Origin of the sequence: Actinomyces bouchesdurhonensis (assembly GCF_900128465.1) — a bacterium.
In the GTDB taxonomy this organism is placed as follows: domain Bacteria; phylum Actinomycetota; class Actinomycetes; order Actinomycetales; family Actinomycetaceae; genus Pauljensenia; species Pauljensenia bouchesdurhonensis.
In genome coordinates, this window is record NZ_LT635868.1 from 116,528 (window position 1) to 134,513 (window position 17,986).

At 63.2% G+C, this 17,986-nt stretch carries 13 protein-coding genes and 2 pseudogenes; 12 read left to right on the top strand and 3 right to left on the bottom strand.

Annotated features, from left to right (window positions below; genetic code table 11):
• Positions 1-806: 806 nt before the first annotated feature.
• Together BQ7477_RS05315 and proC are read right to left on the bottom strand one after the other, a co-directional pair.
• On the bottom strand, positions 807-2,171 hold the full coding sequence (locus tag BQ7477_RS05315; protein ID WP_073983083.1) for a Na+/H+ antiporter family protein: 1,365 nt from the start codon (positions 2,169-2,171) through the stop codon (positions 807-809).
• A gap of 78 nt (positions 2,172-2,249) precedes the next feature.
• Positions 2,250-3,056, bottom strand: a complete 807-nt coding sequence (gene proC, locus BQ7477_RS05320) for a pyrroline-5-carboxylate reductase (RefSeq protein WP_073983084.1) — start codon at positions 3,054-3,056, stop codon at positions 2,250-2,252.
• A 349-nt stretch (positions 3,057-3,405) separates the two neighbouring features.
• On the opposite strand from proC, the gene BQ7477_RS05325 reads away from it, so the two are divergent.
• From BQ7477_RS05325 to BQ7477_RS05340, 5 genes and pseudogenes are all read left to right on the top strand, one after another.
• Positions 3,406-4,152, top strand: coding sequence for a ComEA family DNA-binding protein (locus tag BQ7477_RS05325; RefSeq protein WP_234968704.1), 747 nt, complete (start codon positions 3,406-3,408; stop codon positions 4,150-4,152).
• Positions 4,153-5,006: 854 nt separating this feature from the next.
• Positions 5,007-5,162, top strand: a pseudogene (locus tag BQ7477_RS12380) (ComEC/Rec2 family competence protein); the annotation flags it as partial.
• Positions 5,163-5,209: 47 nt separating this feature from the next.
• Positions 5,210-5,347, top strand: a pseudogene (locus BQ7477_RS12385) (DNA polymerase III subunit delta); the annotation flags it as partial.
• A 53-nt stretch (positions 5,348-5,400) separates the two neighbouring features.
• Entirely contained in the window at positions 5,401-7,149 is a 1,749-nt protein-coding gene (locus BQ7477_RS05335; protein WP_073983087.1) for an ABC transporter ATP-binding protein, read from the top strand.
• Position 7,150: 1 nt separating this feature from the next.
• Complete coding sequence (locus BQ7477_RS05340) at positions 7,151-9,082, top strand: ABC transporter ATP-binding protein (protein WP_073983088.1); 1,932 nt, start codon at positions 7,151-7,153, stop codon at positions 9,080-9,082.
• A gap of 233 nt (positions 9,083-9,315) precedes the next feature.
• On the opposite strand, the gene rpsT is transcribed toward BQ7477_RS05340, so the two are convergent.
• Entirely contained in the window at positions 9,316-9,582 is a 267-nt protein-coding gene (gene rpsT, locus BQ7477_RS05345) for a 30S ribosomal protein S20 (RefSeq protein WP_016461197.1), read from the bottom strand.
• 462 nt (positions 9,583-10,044) lie between these two features.
• On the opposite strand from rpsT, the gene BQ7477_RS05350 reads away from it, so the two are divergent.
• The 7 genes from BQ7477_RS05350 to BQ7477_RS05380 all read left to right on the top strand — a co-directional run bounded on the left by BQ7477_RS05350 (position 10,045) and on the right by BQ7477_RS05380 (position 17,942).
• The gene (locus tag BQ7477_RS05350; RefSeq protein WP_084795681.1) at positions 10,045-11,064 is read left to right on the top strand and encodes a hypothetical protein; all 1,020 of its coding nucleotides are present in this window, start codon (positions 10,045-10,047) and stop codon (positions 11,062-11,064) included.
• A 113-nt stretch (positions 11,065-11,177) separates the two neighbouring features.
• Positions 11,178-13,034 (top strand): translation elongation factor 4, encoded by a 1,857-nt coding sequence (gene lepA, locus BQ7477_RS05355; RefSeq protein WP_073983089.1) that lies wholly within the window; start codon positions 11,178-11,180, stop codon positions 13,032-13,034.
• 8 nt (positions 13,035-13,042) lie between these two features.
• On the top strand, positions 13,043-13,858 hold the full coding sequence (trmB, locus tag BQ7477_RS05360; protein WP_073983090.1) for a tRNA (guanosine(46)-N7)-methyltransferase TrmB: 816 nt from the start codon (positions 13,043-13,045) through the stop codon (positions 13,856-13,858).
• 9 nt (positions 13,859-13,867) lie between these two features.
• Positions 13,868-15,178 carry a radical SAM family heme chaperone HemW gene (gene hemW / locus BQ7477_RS05365; protein ID WP_073983091.1) on the top strand — a complete coding sequence of 437 codons (1,311 nt, stop codon included), beginning with the start codon at positions 13,868-13,870 and terminating at the stop codon, positions 15,176-15,178.
• Positions 15,179-15,477: 299 nt separating this feature from the next.
• On the top strand, positions 15,478-16,167 hold the full coding sequence (locus BQ7477_RS05370) for a SatD family protein (protein WP_073983092.1): 690 nt from the start codon (positions 15,478-15,480) through the stop codon (positions 16,165-16,167).
• On the top strand, positions 16,160-17,014 hold the full coding sequence (locus tag BQ7477_RS05375) for a hypothetical protein (protein ID WP_073983093.1): 855 nt from the start codon (positions 16,160-16,162) through the stop codon (positions 17,012-17,014). The genes BQ7477_RS05370 and BQ7477_RS05375 overlap by 8 nt, the downstream gene beginning before the upstream one ends.
• Positions 17,015-17,039: 25 nt before the next feature.
• A complete protein-coding gene (locus BQ7477_RS05380; protein WP_073983094.1) occupies positions 17,040-17,942 on the top strand; it encodes a DUF3097 family protein in 903 nt (300 codons plus the stop codon).
• Positions 17,943-17,986 lie beyond the last annotated feature (44 nt).

Genomic DNA, 17,986 nt, shown 5'->3' on the forward strand with positions numbered 1-17,986 from the left:
TGATCGCTACCACACCGGCACCCCCGGGACACCCGCACCATGCCCTCCTGGACGAACAAGACAGCCTCGTGACTTTTATCCACAGGGGAATACGCCCCATCGCGGCTATCCACAGGGGAGCGTTTGCGGCGTGACATCCCCGATGCCTTGGCCTAGCGTCGAAGGATGGACCTCTCACGATGGCTCGCGCGCCGCAAAATGGCTGCTCTGACCAAGGCCTTCTACGACAGTGCGATCAAAGACGACGACGAACCACCCGAACCGAGAGCCGTACGGCTACTGCCCGGAAGTGCCACCGTCGCCGCGCTCCTAGTCGTGCTCGTCGCACTCGCCCTCATCGGCGTGTGGCGGCACGCGCGGTCCACCGAACTGGCGCGCGCAAACCAGCAAGCAACCGAACAATCAGCCGAACGACAGGCCGAGGAAACGCCGCACGAGGACAACAGGGACGAGCGCTTCAACCCCACAGCAACCGTCACCGCTCCCACCGAGCAGGTCGTCGTGTACGTCTCGGGAGCAGTCGCCACACCCGGTGTCCTCACCCNGGGTGCGCCGGTCCAACGCAGCGCCGACGCGGCGGGTGCGGGTTGCTCACACGAGGCCGGGGCCGCCGTTGTGGGTGCATCGTTACTTTCGCACGTAATTCGTCGGACTTTCATGTCACTTCGTCATGGTTCATCAAGGGTAGTAACGGAATTACGTGCGACTTTTGGTGAAGAGAGCGCACGCGACGACCAACAAACGAGGCCGGGGCCAGGCCACCTCAGCAGTGAACCCAGCCCCGGCCTCGTCAATGAGAGACGGTATTACAGAACCATCGCGGCGATCCAGCCGCCAATGAGCAGCGGAATGTTGTAGTGAATGAACTCGGGGATGACCGTGTCCCGCATGTGGTCGTGCTGGCCATCCACGTTCAGACCGGATGTCGGGCCGAGCGTCGAGTCGGACGCGGGAGAACCGGCGTCGCCCAGCGCGCCCGCCGTGCCGATAATAGAGACGGTCGCGACAGGGGAGAAACCCAATGTCATACACAGCGGAACGTAGATCGCGGAAATAATCGGCAGCGTTGAAAAAGACGAGCCGATACCCATCGTGATCACCAAACCGACCAGCAACATGATCATGGCGGCCAGAGCCTTCGAACCGTTGAACATCGCGGAAGTCTGCTGAACAAGCGGCTCGATCTGGCCCGACTCCTTCAACACCGCCGCATACCCCTGGGCAGTAATCATGATGAGGCCGATGAGGCTCATCATCCGCATACCACCCGAAAAGACGTCATCCGCCTGCTGCCACGGCACGACTCGCATAGCGAGCATGAGGCACAGGCCCACGAGTGCACCCACGAGAAGCGGGTCCGCTTCAGAGTCCATCTTGGTCATGACAGCTTGGATGACGAAACAGGCAACGAGGGCGATGACGGCAGCCCAAGCCTTCATCATGCTGACAGGTTTGTCGTCATTCGTGCTGAACTCAGTTTCGCGCTGCTCGTACTCGCGCGGCTTCCGGTAGGAGACGAAGAGGGCAATGAAGCAACCCACGGCCATTGAGGCGGCGGGGATGGCCATGGCAGCCATCGGGTTGACGACGCCCTCGACGGGCAGGCCAGCGTCCTCAATGTTCTTGTAGAGAATGTCGTGCAGGAAGATACGACCAAAGCCAATCGGCACGAACATGTAGGTGGTGACGATACCGAACGTGATCGCGCAGGCCACCAGGCGTCGGTCCATCTTCAGCTCGTTCATGACGCCAATGAGCGGAGGCACCAGCAGCGGAATGAACGCGATGTGAATCGGGATCAGGTTCTGACTCATCACGCCCATGATGAGGACACCACCGAGGATGCCCCACTTCGCGGAGCGCGCCACACGCGCCGAATTAGACTGATCAGCGTTGCGCAGCTTTTTGATGATCCAATTCGCCAGCAGGCGAGGCAAACCCGAGTGAGCGACCGACATAGCGAACGCTCCCAGAAGCGCATAGGACAGGGCGATCTTGGCACCACCGGCAAGGCCTTCCTGGAAAGCAACCATCGTACCGGAAAGACCCATTCCGGCCACCAGGCCACCCACCAGTGAGGCGACGAAAAGAGAGATGACGACGTGCACGCGAGCGATGCTGAGGGCCAGCATGACGATCACGGAGAGCACGACTGCGTTGAAAAGCAACATGAGCGTTCCTGTGTTGAGGGTGCGCGAGTGCACCAAATGAGGGGGAAAGTAAGCCGCTTCGCGGCAGGTGGTGTGGTGTCAGCCGAGATGAGAATCGGCGTGGATGGAGGCGTCGACGGCACCTACCAGTGCACTCGACAAACCACCTTCCTCGGCGGCCAGCAATCCTGCGATCGTGGTACCGCCGGGGCTCGTCACCCGGTCGATGAGTTGCGCGGGGATCGTTCCCGTCTCGCGCTCGGCGAGGAGCAGCGCGGCGGACCCCGCCATCGCCTGCGCAGCGATCTCGACGGCGCTGTCCTTGGACAGCCCGTACTTCAAGCCCGCGCGTGCGAAAGAATCAATGATCTGAAAATACCAAGCCGGTGAGCACGAGGCCAGGGCTTGGAAAACAGGGAAATAGTCCTCGTCAATGAGGATGGTTCGACCGACTGAGTTCATGAGGTCGCGCACGGCGTTGACCTGTTCGTCGGTCGTTCGACAGGAGGTGAGGGCAGTCATGGACTGTCTGACGGTGGCTGCCACGTTCGGCATGACGCGCACCAGAGGAATCCCCGCACCAAAGTCCTGCGTAATCTGGTCGAGAGTGCGCCCCGCAGCCAGGGACGCGACGCACACGTCGGGGCGTCCGACCACGGTGTGGGCGATCTCCTTGATGACCGTACGCTGGTCCTTCGGCTTGACGGCCAGAACGACGACATCGACCTGGCGGGCCAAGGACACATTCGAGGACGCGGCTACCGCCCCCAATTCGTCCGCCAGGTCGCAGGCCTTGTCGGGCGTGCGGTTGGAGAAGACCAGCGTCGCGGGATCGACACCGGACGCAACGGCGCCGCGAGCGATGGCCTGCGCCATGGCTCCCGTCCCGATAAACCCGATGCGCATGAGCTTCTCCCTGCGTGTGTTGGTCACTTGCCAGGCAGCCTACCCGTGTTTTGCCTTCTCTTGGTGCAGTGGTCGAACTGTGAGACGAGGCCGGGGCGAAGGCACCTGAAACGGCGATCTCAGCCCCGGCCTCGTCGCGGAAAACAACGAAAAACGCTCCTTTGCGCTTGTGCGCGTCGCGGCTTGATCGCTACCACACCGGCACCCCCGGGACACCCGCACCATGCCCTCCTGGACGAACAAGACAGCCTCGTGACTTTTATCCACAGGGGAATACGCCCCATCGCGGCTATCCACAGGGGAGCGTTTGCGGCGTGACATCCCCGATGCCTTGGCCTAGCGTCGAAGGATGGACCTCTCACGATGGCTCGCGCGCCGCAAAATGGCTGCTCTGACCAAGGCCTTCTACGACAGTGCGATCAAAGACGACGACGAACCACCCGAACCGAGAGCCGTACGGCTACTGCCCGGAAGTGCCACCGTCGCCGCGCTCCTAGTCGTGCTCGTCGCACTCGCCCTCATCGGCGTGTGGCGGCACGCGCGGTCCACCGAACTGGCGCGCGCAAACCAGCAAGCAACCGAACAATCAGCCGAACGACAGGCCGAGGAAACGCCGCACGAGGACAACAGGGACGAGCGCTTCAACCCCACAGCAACCGTCACCGCTCCCACCGAGCAGGTCGTCGTGTACGTCTCGGGAGCAGTCGCCACACCCGGTGTCCTCACCCTGCCCGCATCCTCACGTGTCACAGACGCCATCACCGCAGCGGGCGGGGCACTCGACGGTGCCGACCTGACCACCATCAACCTCGCCCGCCCCCTCGTCGACGGCGAGCATATTCACGTCGCAGTCGCCGGTGAATCCCCGCCTCTCGCGCCGGGCAGCGAAGACAACACCCATGCCGCGTGCATCCGCCTCGATACAGCCACCGCCACCGAACTGCAAACACTGCCCGGAATCGGACCCGCTCTGGCCTCGCGCATCATCGACTACCGAGCAACCCACCCGCACATTCCTTCCGTCGACTCCCTCGACGACATTCCCGGCATCGGCCCATCTCTCATCGAGAAAATACGACCGGGGGTCTGCCCATGAGTAATGACATTGAGGGAGAAGAGACGGGTGGCGAGGAACTCCTTCCCATCGCACAGTCGCCGCAACCAACAACCGTTCATCAGTCCTCCCCTGGAGCTGGCAAGCGAGCGCACCAAGTCACCGACCAAAGCGCCCCTCGCATGATCGACCTGCGCCTACTGCCCGCGGCTGTCGCGACGTGGGCGGCCACTTGGTGGGCCACCGCTCACCCCGTAGCACGGCCAGCGATCGTTTTGTGTGCGCTCGCGGCCCTGTCGAGCGCCGCCTCCTACGCGTGGAACCGACGACATGCCCTGCCACCCCGCCACGCGCTCACCCCTTCCCGGTCAGCGCGGCTTGCCGCAACGCTCCTCCTCGCCTCCACCGCCTGCGCGCTTGCGGTCGCCTCCGCGGCCGGCCAATCCTCTCTCTTGGACCCCGCCCGCAGCGACGAAAGTCCCGTGCACGTGCGGGTCCGTCTGCTCCGCGACCCGACACCAGCCTCGTCGGGGTTCTCAAGGCGGAGTCGAGCGCGAGTGCGCATCCTCGCCGTTGAGGTAGGCCAGCGATGGCTCACATCCAACGCGACTGCACTGGTCAGCGCCCCGGGGTGGCGTGACGGCGCGCGCGGTGACGTGTATCAGCTTGAGGGGAGCCTGGATACCTCCTTCGCTGCCCGGCCACCCTCCGTGGGGGTGATTCGCGCGAGGAAAACTCAACTGCTTTGGCGCCCGGGTGGTCTTGATGCCTGGAGGCGAGAAACACACCGGGCCTTCGGCAGTGCATGCGGTAGCCTGCCGCGCGACGCGCGTGGACTCGTTCCCGGCATGTCGATTGGCGATGACCGCCTGGTTCCCTCCGATCTGGCAGACGCTATGAAAGCTACCTCGCTCACACACCTGACGGCCGTGTCCGGCTCCCACATCGTCATCATCCTGGCCACCCTCAACCTCCTCCTGCCCGCGCGCAAGCCCCTGCGCGTCGGAGCAACGATCCTCGTCCTGGCCACCATCGTCATCCTCGTCGGCCCCGAAGCATCCGTGCTCCGATCCGTCTGCGTCGCCTCAGTCGCCTCCCTGGGCCTGGTNACGCCTCGCTGGCAGGGGCCTTCGGCGCCATCGCCACGGCAGACGCCGAAACAAAGGGTGCGTCGCGGGACCCGCAGCGCGCCATCGAAAAAGCCATTATCACCATCTGCAGGCTGCACGGGCGCTGAAAGCTGCCCCGGCCTCGTCTATCGGACGCCCGTAGGGAACGAAGAGGAGATACATGAAAACCATCCGCACACTGGTGGGGAGGCTACGCGAATTTAAGACCGCCTCGATCCTGACCCCGCTGTTCATCATCGGGGAGGTCATCCTCGAGTGCCTGATCCCGCTCACCATGGTCTCGCTCGTAGATGCACTCGACGGCGTATCCCTGAGTCCCGTCATGCGCCTGGGCCTGATCCTGACCGGGCTGGCCTTCGCCTCGCTTGCCTGCGGTATCCTCTCCGCACGCTTCGCGGCGACCGCCTCGGTGGGCCTGGCGAAGAACCTGCGCCAGGATCTCTTCTTTAAGGTGCAGGACTTCTCCTTCGCCGACATCGACCGCTTCTCCACGTCCTCGCTGGTCACCCGCATGACCACGGACGTCACCAACGTGCAAAACGCCTTCGGCATGCTCATCCGCATCGCCGTGCGTGTGCCCCTCATGATCGTCTTCTCGATCGTCATGGCGTGGCGTATCAACGTGCAGATGGCCCTCATCTTCCTCGGCATGGTGCCGGTGCTCGCCATCATCCTGGCAGCCATCGTGCTCATCGCCTTCCCGATCTTCCGCCGTATTTTCAAGAAGTACGATGCCCTGAACAACTCCGTCCAGGAGAACGTTGCGGCGATTCGCGTGGTGAAGTCCTTCGTCACCGAGGACTACGAGACCACCAAGTTCCGCGCTGCCTCGCAGGACGTGCGCAAGGACTTCACGAACGCCGAGAAGCTCATCGCGCTCAACAGCCCCGTCATGATGTTCTTCATCTTCGCCGCGATCACGGCCGTCGACTACGTGGGCGCCTCGATCATTATCAACTCGGGAGCGACCGAGCTGACGAAGGGTGGACTGACCGCGCTCATCACCTACGGCATCCAGATTCTGACACATATGCTGATGCTCGCCTTCATCTTCGTCATGACGACGATGGCCGCCGAGTCCGCGCATCGTATCGCAGAGGTCCTCAACCACGAGCCGTCGCTGACGTCACCTGAGAACGGCGCGACCGATGTTGCGGATGGTTCCGTCGTCTTCGAGGACGTGTCCTTCAAGTATTCGGCGAGCGCCGAAGAAAACGCGCTGTCCGACATCAACCTACGCGTCGAATCCGGGCAAACGCTCGGTATCGTCGGCGGCACGGGCTCCTCCAAGACCTCGCTCATCCAGCTGATCTGCCGACTCTACGACGTCTCCGAAGGCTCCGTGAAGGTCGGCGGGCGCGACGTGCGCGACTACGACCTGAGCGCCCTGCGCGACGCCGTCTCCGTGGTCCTGCAGAAGAACGTGCTCTTCTCCGGCACCATCAAGGACAACATGCGCTGGGGAAACCCGGAGGCCACCGACGAACAGATCGTCCGCGCCTGCAAGCTCGCGCAGGCCGACGAGTTCATCCAGCAGCTGCCCGGCGGCTACGACTACGTCATCGCGCGAGGCGGCACCAACGTCTCCGGCGGCCAGAAGCAGCGCCTGTGCATCGCACGCGCGCTCCTGAAGAACCCCAAAATCCTCATCCTGGACGACTCCACTTCCGCGGTGGACACCAGGACGGATTCGCTGATCCGAAGTGCCTTCGAGACCGAGATCCCGGGCACGACGACCATCATCATCGCCCAGCGTCTGTCCTCGGTGAGCCACGCCGACCAGATCATCGTGCTCGACGACGGTCGTATCAAGGAACGTGGCACCCACGACGAGCTGATGGCGGCGGGCGGGGAGTACCGCGAGATCTACGAGTCCCAGAACGCCGCGAGCGAAAGCGAGGTGGCCTGACATGGCGCGCACGCGCAACTCCCGGATCGACGATGGCGAGAAGCTCGAAGGCATCGATCGTCCCTTCGGTCGTCTCCTGCGATACGTCTTCCGCCATTACCCGGTGCGTATCAGCCTGACAGTCGTGTGCATCATTACGTCCGCCGTGGCCTCGGCCGTCGGCTCGATCTTCATGCAGCAGATCGTCGATAATGTCGTGACGCCGGGCCTCGAGAGCGGCTTTGACGCTGTGCGCGCAACGCTCGTGCGCCTCGTCGTCACCATGGGCGTCATCTTCAGCGCCGGCGTCATCGGTAGCTTCATCTACACCCGCGCCATGGCGATCGTGACCCAAGGGACGCTCAAGCACATGCGAGACGACATGTTCGACTCCATGGAGCGCCTGCCCCTGCGTTTCTTCGACACGCATCCGCACGGCGCGATCATGTCGACCTACACGAACGATACAGACGCGATCCGCCAGCTGATCGGTCAGTCGATCCCGACACTCATCCAGTCGGGCCTGACCATCGTCGTGCTCATCGCCACGATGCTCTACTACTCGGTGTGGCTCTTCCTCGTCGTCCTCATCGTGGGCGCCCTCATGGCCTTCCTGACGGGCAAGCTCGGTGGCCTCTCGGGGCGCTTCATGAAGGCGCAGCAGGCGGCCCTGGCTGACGAAGAGGGCTTCATCGAAGAGATGATGGACGGCCAGAAGGTCGTCCAGGTCTTCAACCACGAGCAGGACGCCAAGAACGAGTTCGTCGAGTACAACCAGAAGCTCTTCGACTCCTCCCAGAAGGCCAACATCTACGGCAACGTCCTGATGCCCGCCCTGGGCAACATCGGCAACATCATGTACGTCGTGGTCGCGATCGTCGGCGGCATCATGATCCTGGAACAGACGCCGAACATCCACCTTGTCGGCATCGACGTCATCACGGTCGGAATCGTCGTGTCCTTCCTGGGCATGGTCCGTAACTTCTCGCAGACGATCGGACAGATGTCGATGCAGGTGCCCATGATCGCGCTCGGCATGGCGGGGGCGGGCCGCGTGTTCGCCCTCATCGACCAGGAGCCCGAGGAGGACCACGGCTACGTGACCCTCGTGAGGGCCCGCGAGCTGCCCGACGGCTCGGTCGAGCCGACCGAGGAACGTACCGGAATCTGGGCCTGGCGTCACCCCCACCAGGCGGACGGCACCGTCACCTACACGCGCCTGCGCGGCGAGCTCGTCATGGAGGGCGTGGACTTCTCCTACGACGGCAAGAAGGAGGTCCTGCACGACATCTCCCTGTGGGCGAAGCCCGGCCAGAAGATCGCTTTCGTGGGCGCGACGGGTGCCGGCAAGACGACGATCACGAACCTGATCAACCGCTTCTACGACATCGCCGACGGCAAGATCCGCTACGACGGCATCAACATCAACAAGATCCGCAAGTCGGACCTGCGTCGCTCCCTGGGCGTCGTCCTGCAGGACGTCAAGCTCTTCACGGGCACAGTCATGGAGAATATCCGCTACGGCCGCCTGGACGCCACGGACGAGCAGTGCATTGAGGCCGCGAAGCTGGCTAACGCGGACTCCTTCATCCGGCGTCTGCCGGACGGATACGACACGATGCTGACGGGCAACGGCTCGAACCTGTCGCAGGGGCAGGCTCAGCTGCTGTCGATTGCCCGCGCGGCCGTGGCCGATCCGCCGGCGATGATCCTGGACGAGGCCACCTCTTCGATCGACACGCGCACAGAGGCACTCGTGCAGGCGGGCATGGACAACCTGATGGAGGGACGCACGGTCTTCGTGATCGCCCACCGTCTCTCGACGGTGCGTAACTCGGACGCGATCATGGTCCTGGAGCAGGGACGCATCATTGAGCGCGGCAGCCACGACGATCTGATCGCTCAGAAGGGCGTGTACTACCAGCTGTACACGGGCGCCTTCGAGCTCGACTAGGATGGGCGGCGTCCGCCCGCCCGCTCAGCCCCGGCCTCGTCCTGCACGAGGCTGGGGCCTCGTCGTGTGCTCGTGTGTTGCCACGTGCGGGTGGGGTGTTTCCTGGCGCCTGGCGTGGTGGGCGCTGCTCGCAACGTGAGGTTATTTGCCAGGTGACGAAGTAGGGAATGAATATACGACAGCGGGCCGCCCCGAAGGGCGACCCGCTATGCGTCAAACGAAAGCGTCTGCGATCAGTCAGCGATCGAGGCGACGCGACGAGCAAGCTTGGACTTGCGGTTCGCGGCCTGATTCTTGTGGATGACGCCCTTGGAGACGGCGACGTCCAGCTTGCGCGAAGCGATGCGCAGAGCGGCGAGAGCCTTGTCCTTGTCGCCGGCCTCGACGGCCTCACGGGTGTGACGGACCAGGGTCTTCAGCTCGGACTTCACGGACTGGTTACGAACGCGGCGCTTCTCGTTGGTGAGAATGCGCTTCTTCTGGGACTTAATGTTTGCCACAGTCGGATTTCTCCTTGATGTATGTCTGACAGGGTCGGTGAGGGCTGTGTCAAGACCGGGACTTAGGCGTGGGGACACCCGCAAACGGTCNATGGAGGTGTGGGGCCTGTTCGACGTGGCGGGGTCCTGATGCGTGCTGGTGCGCGTGTGGGCGCGCTGCGCGGGCTTAGGAGTGGGGGCGGAGGGCTGCGTGGGCGGGTGAGGACGGGGCTGTGGGAGAGTTGTCGTCGAGTCGGTGTTGGTTGGGGAGTTCATGGTCGAAATGAATCCGACGAGTGCGTGCAGAACTCCGTTGACGAATGAACTCATGGCACCAGCATACGTGAGACGCATCGAACACTGGTTATCCACAGGTGGTCGGAGAGGTGAGTTATGCACAGGGTTCTTTCCAACGCGTGACAGTGGTTATATGTCGGTACCACTCTAGATATGTTCGTAGATAAACCTTTGACTGAAAGACGGGTGACAACAATGTCGGCCACATCAATCCACGGGGTGAGTATCCCACTGGACTCCTTCGGGCAGGCGAGCGCTCTGGGCGCAACGGACGCCGAAATGGAGGCCCGCGCCTCGCTCAGGGAAGCCTTGCGGTGCGCCGCTTCGGGTAGGATCGATCGTGCGCTCGCTCAAGCGCGCGATGTGTTCGGTAACGACGCTGCTTCGATGGAGCTGCGCCTCGAGGCAGCCAAGCTCTGCGTCGACTGGCATGCCAGCCTCGGTGCATACGAACAGTGTCGCAAGGTTGCGGCGGATGCCGCCCGGCTGGGTGCTAGCCGCCTCGAACGCGATCATCCTCTCATCCTCATGCTTCGCAACTCAGAAGCATACTGGCTTGCCGTCCTGGGAAATGCGGACATGGCGGCCCGTAAATTCTCGGCCCTGGTGTGCGATGTTAAAAATTGCCCGAACCTGGACCCGCAGATCGCCTTCGCGATTCGAAATAACTCTGCCATGCCGTGGAAGAACACCGGCAAGTGGGCGCGTGCCGCGCGCGTGTATCGCGAACTCCTTGCTGACATGGAACACCAGTGCGACGAGGAGGACATGACGGTGCTGACTGTGCGCGACAACCTCGCAGAAGTGCTCTCTGCTGACCGTCAGTACGAGGAGGCGATCCGGTTGTACGAAACCAATATGGACATTTTGCTACGCTTCGTCGACCATGGCGATTGGCGGGTTCTGCGTCTGCGCAGTGAGATCGCGCGTAACACCTGGATGGGAGGAGATCGCGCGGTGGGGGAGCAACTGTGGACTGTCCTGGCGGAGGACTGCCGCAGATACCTTGGAGATCGAGACGAACTCACGGCGCGCATTCGCACGATTTTGCTGACCCTGGCCACACTGCGTGGAGACGAGGACACTGCGATGTCCATCGCGCGGAAACTGAAGGATGATCATCCCGATGACTGGGCAGACGTGGACATTAGCGAGGCTATCGCGATGATCGCCGAATCTGGTCTCACGGAGAAAGACTTCCAGTAGGGAAAAACGAGCGTGAGTCTGGGAGACTGTGCGCGACCTCCCGGACGCATAACTAGCACAAAAGGCCTCGCCAATGGGACGATAAGGAGGTTAACGACTTCACGGAGGTACACGTGCCCATCCCCACGCCCGCGCAGCAGGAACAGATTCGCCCGTCCCGCACCCCGCAGGCGCAGATTCGTAACTTTTGTATCATCGCCCATATCGATCATGGGAAGTCGACGCTTGCGGACCGTATGCTTCAGCTCACCGGTGTCGTCGAGGCTCGCGAGATGCGGGACCAATACCTGGATCGCATGGACATTGAACGTGAGCGTGGCATCACAATCAAGAGTCAGGCGGTGCGCATGCCGTGGGCGCACGAGGACACCCCTTACGCGCTCAACATGATCGATACTCCCGGGCACGTGGACTTCACCTACGAGGTGTCCCGCTCCCTGGCAGCCTGCGAGGGTGCGGTTCTCCTTATCGACTCCGCCCAGGGGATCGAAGCCCAGACTTTGGCGAACTTGTACCTGGCACTCGAGAACGACCTGGCGATCATTCCTGTCCTCAACAAGATCGACCTCCCGGGCGCGCAACCCGAGAAGTACGCACACGAGGTCGCCCAGCTAATTGGCTGCGACGAAGACGAAGTCCTGAAGGTCTCCGGCAAGACCGGTGAGGGCGTCGAAGCCCTCCTTGACCGCATTGTCGAGGTCGTCCCCGCCCCCGCGGGAGAACCCGATGCGCCGACGCGCGCCATGATCTTCGATTCCGTCTACGACACCTACCGGGGCGTCGTCACGTACGTGCGCGTCGTCGACGGCGTGCTTACCACCCGCCAGCGTGTGCGCATGATGTCGACGGGTGCCACCCACGAGCTCCTTGAACTCGGTGTTATCTCACCCGAGCCGAAGCCCGAAGAGGGGATCGGTGCCGGCGAGGTCGGCTACCTCATCACGGGCGTCAAGGACGTGCGTCAATCCCGCGTCGGTGACACCGTCACCAGTCAGGTGCGTGGGGCAACCGATGCGCTCGCGGGCTACCGTGATCCGAATCCGATGGTGTTCTCCGGTATTTACCCGGTTGATGGTTCGGACTTTCCGGACCTGCGCGACGCGCTGGAGCGGCTCCAGCTCAATGATGCTGCCCTGACCTTCGAGCCGGAATCCTCGGCCGCACTCGGTTTCGGCTTCCGCTGTGGATTCCTGGGCTTGCTGCACCTGGAGATTATCCGAGAGCGACTCGAGCGCGAGTTTAATCTGGATCTGATCGCGACCGCGCCGAACGTTGTCTACAACGTTGTGACGGAGGACGGGACGCTGGTTCGCGTCGATAACCCAAGCGAGTTTCCTGAGGGCAAGATCGCGGAGGTGCGCGAACCGGTTGTCAACGCTACGATCCTGACGCCTACGGAGTTTACGGGCACGATCATGGAGTTGTGTCAGGATCGGCGTGGGTCGATGCGGGGAATGGATTATCTGAGCGAGGATCGTGTCGAGTTGCATTACCAGCTGCCCCTGGCTGAGATCGTCTTCGACTTCTTCGATCAGCTCAAGTCCCGTACGCGCGGCTATGCCTCCTTGGACTACCAGGAGAGCGGCGAGCAGAGCGCTGACCTCGTCAAGGTCGACATCTTGCTCAACGGTGACCGTGTGGATGCGTTCAGCGCGATCGTGCACCGCGACGGTGCCTACAACTATGGTCAGCGGATGACGAAGCGGTTGAAGGAGCTGATTCCTCGGCAGCAGTTTGAGATCCCGGTCCAGGCCGCGGTCGGCGCGCGTGTCATCGCCCGCGAGACCATTAAGGCTCTGCGCAAGGATATGCTGGCCAAGTGTTACGGCGGCGACATCAGCCGTAAGCGTAAGCTGCTGGAGAAGCAGAAGGAAGGCAAGAAGCGCATGAAGTCGATCGGCCGCGTGGACGTGCCGCAGGAGGCGTTCATCGCCGCTCTTACTTCCGACGTGCCGACGGGCAAGAAGTGAGTGGGCATATGGACGAGGCCGTGGCGGGCAACGCCGGGAGCGAGCGTCGTCCGGGCGAGGCCCCCGAGGGCACCGTCTTCATGAGCCGCACGAAGTCTTTCACGCGTCGAACGCGCGAGCTGCCCGCGAATCTGGCTCGCACGTGGGAGGCGCACGCCAGCCGTTACGTGGTCGAGCCGCGCCGAGGCGTCGGCTACACGACTGTCGCGCAGGATTTCACGCTGGACCTGGCCGAGCTCTTCGGGCGCCGTGCCCCCGTCACCCTCGAGATCGGGTCGGGCACGGGTGAGCAGATCGTCGCGGCGGCCTCGGCGCACCCCGAGCGCGACTTCCTGGCCCTCGAGGTGTGGGTTCCGGGCATCGCGAAGCTGATCTCCAAGGCCGTCGAGGCCGGTGTGGATAACATCCGCGTCATTGAGGCGGACGCCGCCCAGGCGCTGCCGATCATGCTGGGGGAGGCCTGCCTCGACGAGGTGTGGACCTTCTTCCCGGATCCGTGGCGCAAGGCCCGCCATCGCAAGCGCCGCCTCGTCTCGGACGCGTTCGCTCTCGAGGTCGCGCGCCTCCTGCGCGATGGGGGCGCCTGGCGTCTGGCGACGGACTGGGACGACTACGCCTGGCAGATGCGCGACGTCGTGGAGGCGTGTGAGCTTTTCGAGAACCCGCACGCGGGGGAGCGCCCGGACCCGGCGGATCCCCAGCCCGAGCGTGGCGGCTTCGCGCCGCGCTACGACGGGCGCGTCGTCACCCACTTCGAGACGCGCGGTATCGACGCGGGGCGTCATGCCCATGACATCGTCGGCGTGCGCCGCCCGCGCGGCTGACGGGCACGCATGAGTCCCGCCCAACCCGACGGAATGCGCTGGCCGGATAGCGGCTCGCTGGACCCCGGCCTCGTTGAGGCGGAGCGGGGGCGCCCCCTGTCCCTGTACGTGCACGTGCCTTTTTGTCGTGTGCGCTGCGGGTACTGTGACTTCAACACGTACACGGTGGGTTTTGGTCCGGGGGCACAGATCGGTGACTATGCTCCTTCGGTTCTCGCCGAGGCGGATCTGGCCGCCCGTGTCTTGGCGGACGCGGGAGTGTCAGGGCGGCTGGCACAGACAGTGTTTTTTGGTGGCGGAACGCCGACGATGCTCGACGCGGGTGAGTTGATCGCTATCTTGGATGGCCTGCGTGAGCGTATCGGTATTGCGGGGGGTGCCGAGGTGACACTCGAGGCCAACCCTGACACGGTGACGCGTGAGGACTTGCGTGCCTTTGCTGACTCTGGCTTCACTCGAGTGTCTTTCGGCATGCAGTCGGCTGTTCCGCGTATTTTGGCAATCCTAGACCGTACGCACACGCCGAAGCGCGTTCCCCTCGTCATTGAGTGGGCGAAGGAGGCGGGGCTGAGCACGTCCGTTGACCTCATTTACGGGACGCCGGGGGAGAGCCTTGCGGATTGGGAGACCTCGGTGCGCGCGGCTCTGTCCTACGACCCCGATCACATCAGCGCCTACGCGCTGGTCGTGGAGGAGGGGACCAAGATGGGCGCGCAGGTTGCTCGGGGCGAGCTGCCGACGCCGGACCCCGACGATGAGGCGGCGAAGTACGAGCTCGTCGATGAGCTCCTGGGTGAGGCGGGGTACGCCTGGTACGAGATCTCGAATTTTGCCCGCGCGAGCGCGTCGGATCGCGCCTCCGGGCGCGCCTCGACGACGTTTGAGCACGCGTCGCGCCATAACCTCGCGTACTGGCGTGACTGGGATTGGTGGGGCTTCGGCCCGGGCGCGCACTCGCACGTGGGGCGGATGCGCTGGTGGAACGTGAAGAATCCGGGTGCTTACGCAGGGCGCCTGCGCGCGGGCGTCTCGCCGGCTGCCGCGGGGGAGATTTTGGGCGAGGAGGAGCGTGAGCTTGAACGCGTCATGCTGGGGCTTCGTACCGCTGAGGGCGTGGAGCTTGACGGAGTGCCCGCAATGGCGATGCGGGATGGCATCGTCTCGGGTTTGTCTGTTTGTCAATCTTTGAGTGGGCGTGTTGCTTCGCTCATTTCGGATGGGTTCATCGACGGTGTGGCAGCCCTTGATGGACGCGCCGTGTTGACCCTGCGCGGTCGGCTTCTGGCCGACTATGTGACGCGTGAATTGATGGGTTATTGAGGTCGCGGGATGGTCTGCGACACGTAATATCCATTGCGTGGTAAACATTCGCGAGTGTTCAGACAAATCGTGAATAAGCTTGTATATGCCGCGATACAAGGGGATGTATGTCAATCTATACCGGCCATTTGACAGTTGTGATCCTTCCCTTGTGTGACAAGCTGCGATTACGTGACAATAATGTTGACATCCTGGTTGAAGTATGTTTGCCTAGAGGTGCCATGTGAAGCCGTGCTGTCTGCAGGCCTTCTCCGCGAAGGGGCTTGTAGGGGGTCTGATACAAGGAAAAGTGTGGAACTGTGACTCTGCGATACGCGGTCATTGCTGACATCGTGGGTTCTCGTACGTTGACCAATCGTGCAGAGGCCCAGAAAACCTTTGAGGCTGTCCTTGAGCGGGCTGCCGAGGGACTCGCCCTCCTGGAGACACCCTGCGCCACTGTTGGCGACGAGTTCCAGGCTGTCGCGTACTCTCTCGAAGATGCGTTGCTCTTGACGCTGCGCGCTCAGCTCCTTCTCCCTCCCCAGCTTCAACTACGCTTCGGCATCGGTGTGGGGCGCATTGAAGAGTTCGCTTCCGGCGTGCACCGCCAGGCGCCCGCACGTCCCCGCCTTAGTGAGGGAGCCTCCCTCCAGGACGGTTCGGCGTGGTGGGCGGCGCGCGCCGCAATCAACCGCGCTCATGACGTCCAGGACTCTTCCAACCCGTTCATTCGCACGTGGTTCGTTGCTCACGCCTCCGTCGAGCCGTATATTTCTGCGACCTGCCAGACTGCTGTCAACGCCCTGCTGAGCTTACGCGATCATGCGATTTTGAAGCTTTCGGCGCGCCACCGCCGCATCACTGCTTCGCTGCTGCTGGGTAAGACGCAGGTGGAGATTGCTCGCGTTGAAAAACTCTCCCAGCAGGCTATTTCTGACTTCGCTCGGGGCACGGGGGCAGGTCTCATCCAGTCCTCTCTCCTCATTGCGGAGGCCGCCCGTGCATGAAACTCTCCTCCTGGGCATTGCAGCCTCGGAGCTCACTGTTTTGCTGACGTCCGACCCGCGACGGTGGTCGCGTCGCCTGATCCTTTTCCTGACGCTGATGATCGCGGTCATCTTCTATTCGTGGCTCGTTCTCGGTGTCAGCGTCCTAGCAAACGTCCTTGGAACTGTGTTCGCCTTCGTGTGGTTCGGCTGGGATCTGGCAGACGGCTCAGCGCGCAGTGTTTTGGCGAGGTGGGCGTTGGCTGCGCTCGGCTTTGTTGCCCTGACGAGTGCCAATGTTGATGCCGTGCCTTCCCTGTCACTGCAGAGCGGACGAGCGATCGATCTCATTATTGCCGTCGTGTTCCTAGTGACGGGACCGGTCAACCACCTGATCTCGGCTGTTCTGTTGTGCGCCCGCGGACGTGCAAACGACCCCGTGCCCGGGTGGATTAACGCCCCCGTTCTGCCCTCGATGCCATCTGTTTCCCGAACCCCCCAAGACGAGGCCTCGGCGCAGGATCACGCGGAAGAAAAGAGTGAGGCGCGCGGTGGTGTGGATCCGGAGGCTCTGGGTGCCCTGCCGACCGTTTCCGAGGTGAGTGCTGGCGCGATCAACACGGGACCTTCCCTGCGTGGTGGACGCTGGATCGGTCCCCTCGAACGGCTTCTTATTATCATCTTGGCCGGAGCTGGGGCCGATGTGGCGATTGGTGCCGTCGTTGCCGCCAAGGGAGTCATTCGATTCCCCGAAATCTCTCAGGATGCGTCAGGTGAAAAAGCTGAGGAGTTCCTCATCGGATCGGTCTCCTCATGGATTCTTGCCGCGCTCGTGGCGATATTCATTCGCGTCAATCTCAACTCCTGAGTTCACCCCCGTTAGAGTATGCCGGGTGAGTGCACCAGATCCCTACGGGAACAATATTTTTGTCTATGACCCGCACAGGGACGGCCCGGGGGCGCGCCGCCCCCGATCGGTGGCCGTTCACGTCGAGATCGGCATGGTCCTCGAAGACGTGGGATCGGGCTGGGTCGGCGCGGTCACGCGCGTCGAAAAGTCCGGCGGCGTCTACCTGGTCGAGCTCGAAGATCGGCGCGGGGTGCGTCGCTCCTTCCCCCTCGGCCCCGGCTTCTGGCTCGACGGTCGCCCCATCGAGGCCCTTCCTCCCAAGCCCAAGCCCGCCCAGGCCTCGCCCGGGGTGCAGCGGAGCGCCGCGGGGCGCCGAATCACCAACTCGGGGTCCTTCGCGCCAGCCTCCAGCGCCCCCACGGTCGCCAAGCGCTCGCGAATCTGGGTGGAGGGGCGCCACGACGCCGAGCTCGTCCAGCACGTGTGGGGCGAGGACCTGGCCGCGGCCGGCATCGCCGTCCAGCTGCTCGAGGGCGTGGATAACCTCGAGGACGTCCTTGAGATCTTCGGGCCCACCGACACCGCCCGAGCGGGCGTGCTCGTCGACCACATGGTGCCCGGTTCGAAAGAATCGCGCATCGCCGACGCAGTCTCCAAGCGCTGGCCTGGCTCTGTTCTGGTCGTGGGGCACCCCTTCGTTGACATCTGGCAGGCCGTTAAGCCCGAGCGGGTCGGCCTTGCCGCCTGGCCGGATATTCCCCGTGGTACCGACATCAAACATGGCACTCTCGGCGCGCTTGGATGGCCCAACGCGGACCAACGAGACATTGCGATGGGGTGGAAGCGCATCCTCGGCACTGTGCGCACCTATCGCGACCTGGAACCCGCCCTGCTGGGGCGCGTCGAAGAACTTATCGATTTTGTGACGGTGCCCTGGGCGCAGTGATGTGCGGACGTGCGTGAGGTTCGCAATGAGCGCACGCCCAGTGC

Coding starts and splice junctions, on each gene's coding strand:
- hemW (WP_073983091.1), top strand. CDS start 13,868: ATGAGTCCCGCCCAACCCGACGGAATGCGCTGGCCGGATAGCGGCTCG.
- BQ7477_RS05315 (WP_073983083.1), bottom strand. CDS start 2,171: ATGTTGCTTTTCAACGCAGTCGTGCTCTCCGTGATCGTCATGCTGGCC.
- BQ7477_RS05340 (WP_073983088.1), top strand. CDS start 7,151: ATGGCGCGCACGCGCAACTCCCGGATCGACGATGGCGAGAAGCTCGAA.
- trmB (WP_073983090.1), top strand. CDS start 13,043: ATGGACGAGGCCGTGGCGGGCAACGCCGGGAGCGAGCGTCGTCCGGGC.
- BQ7477_RS05325 (WP_234968704.1), top strand. CDS start 3,406: ATGGACCTCTCACGATGGCTCGCGCGCCGCAAAATGGCTGCTCTGACC.
- BQ7477_RS05335 (WP_073983087.1), top strand. CDS start 5,401: ATGAAAACCATCCGCACACTGGTGGGGAGGCTACGCGAATTTAAGACC.
- proC (WP_073983084.1), bottom strand. CDS start 3,056: ATGCGCATCGGGTTTATCGGGACGGGAGCCATGGCGCAGGCCATCGCT.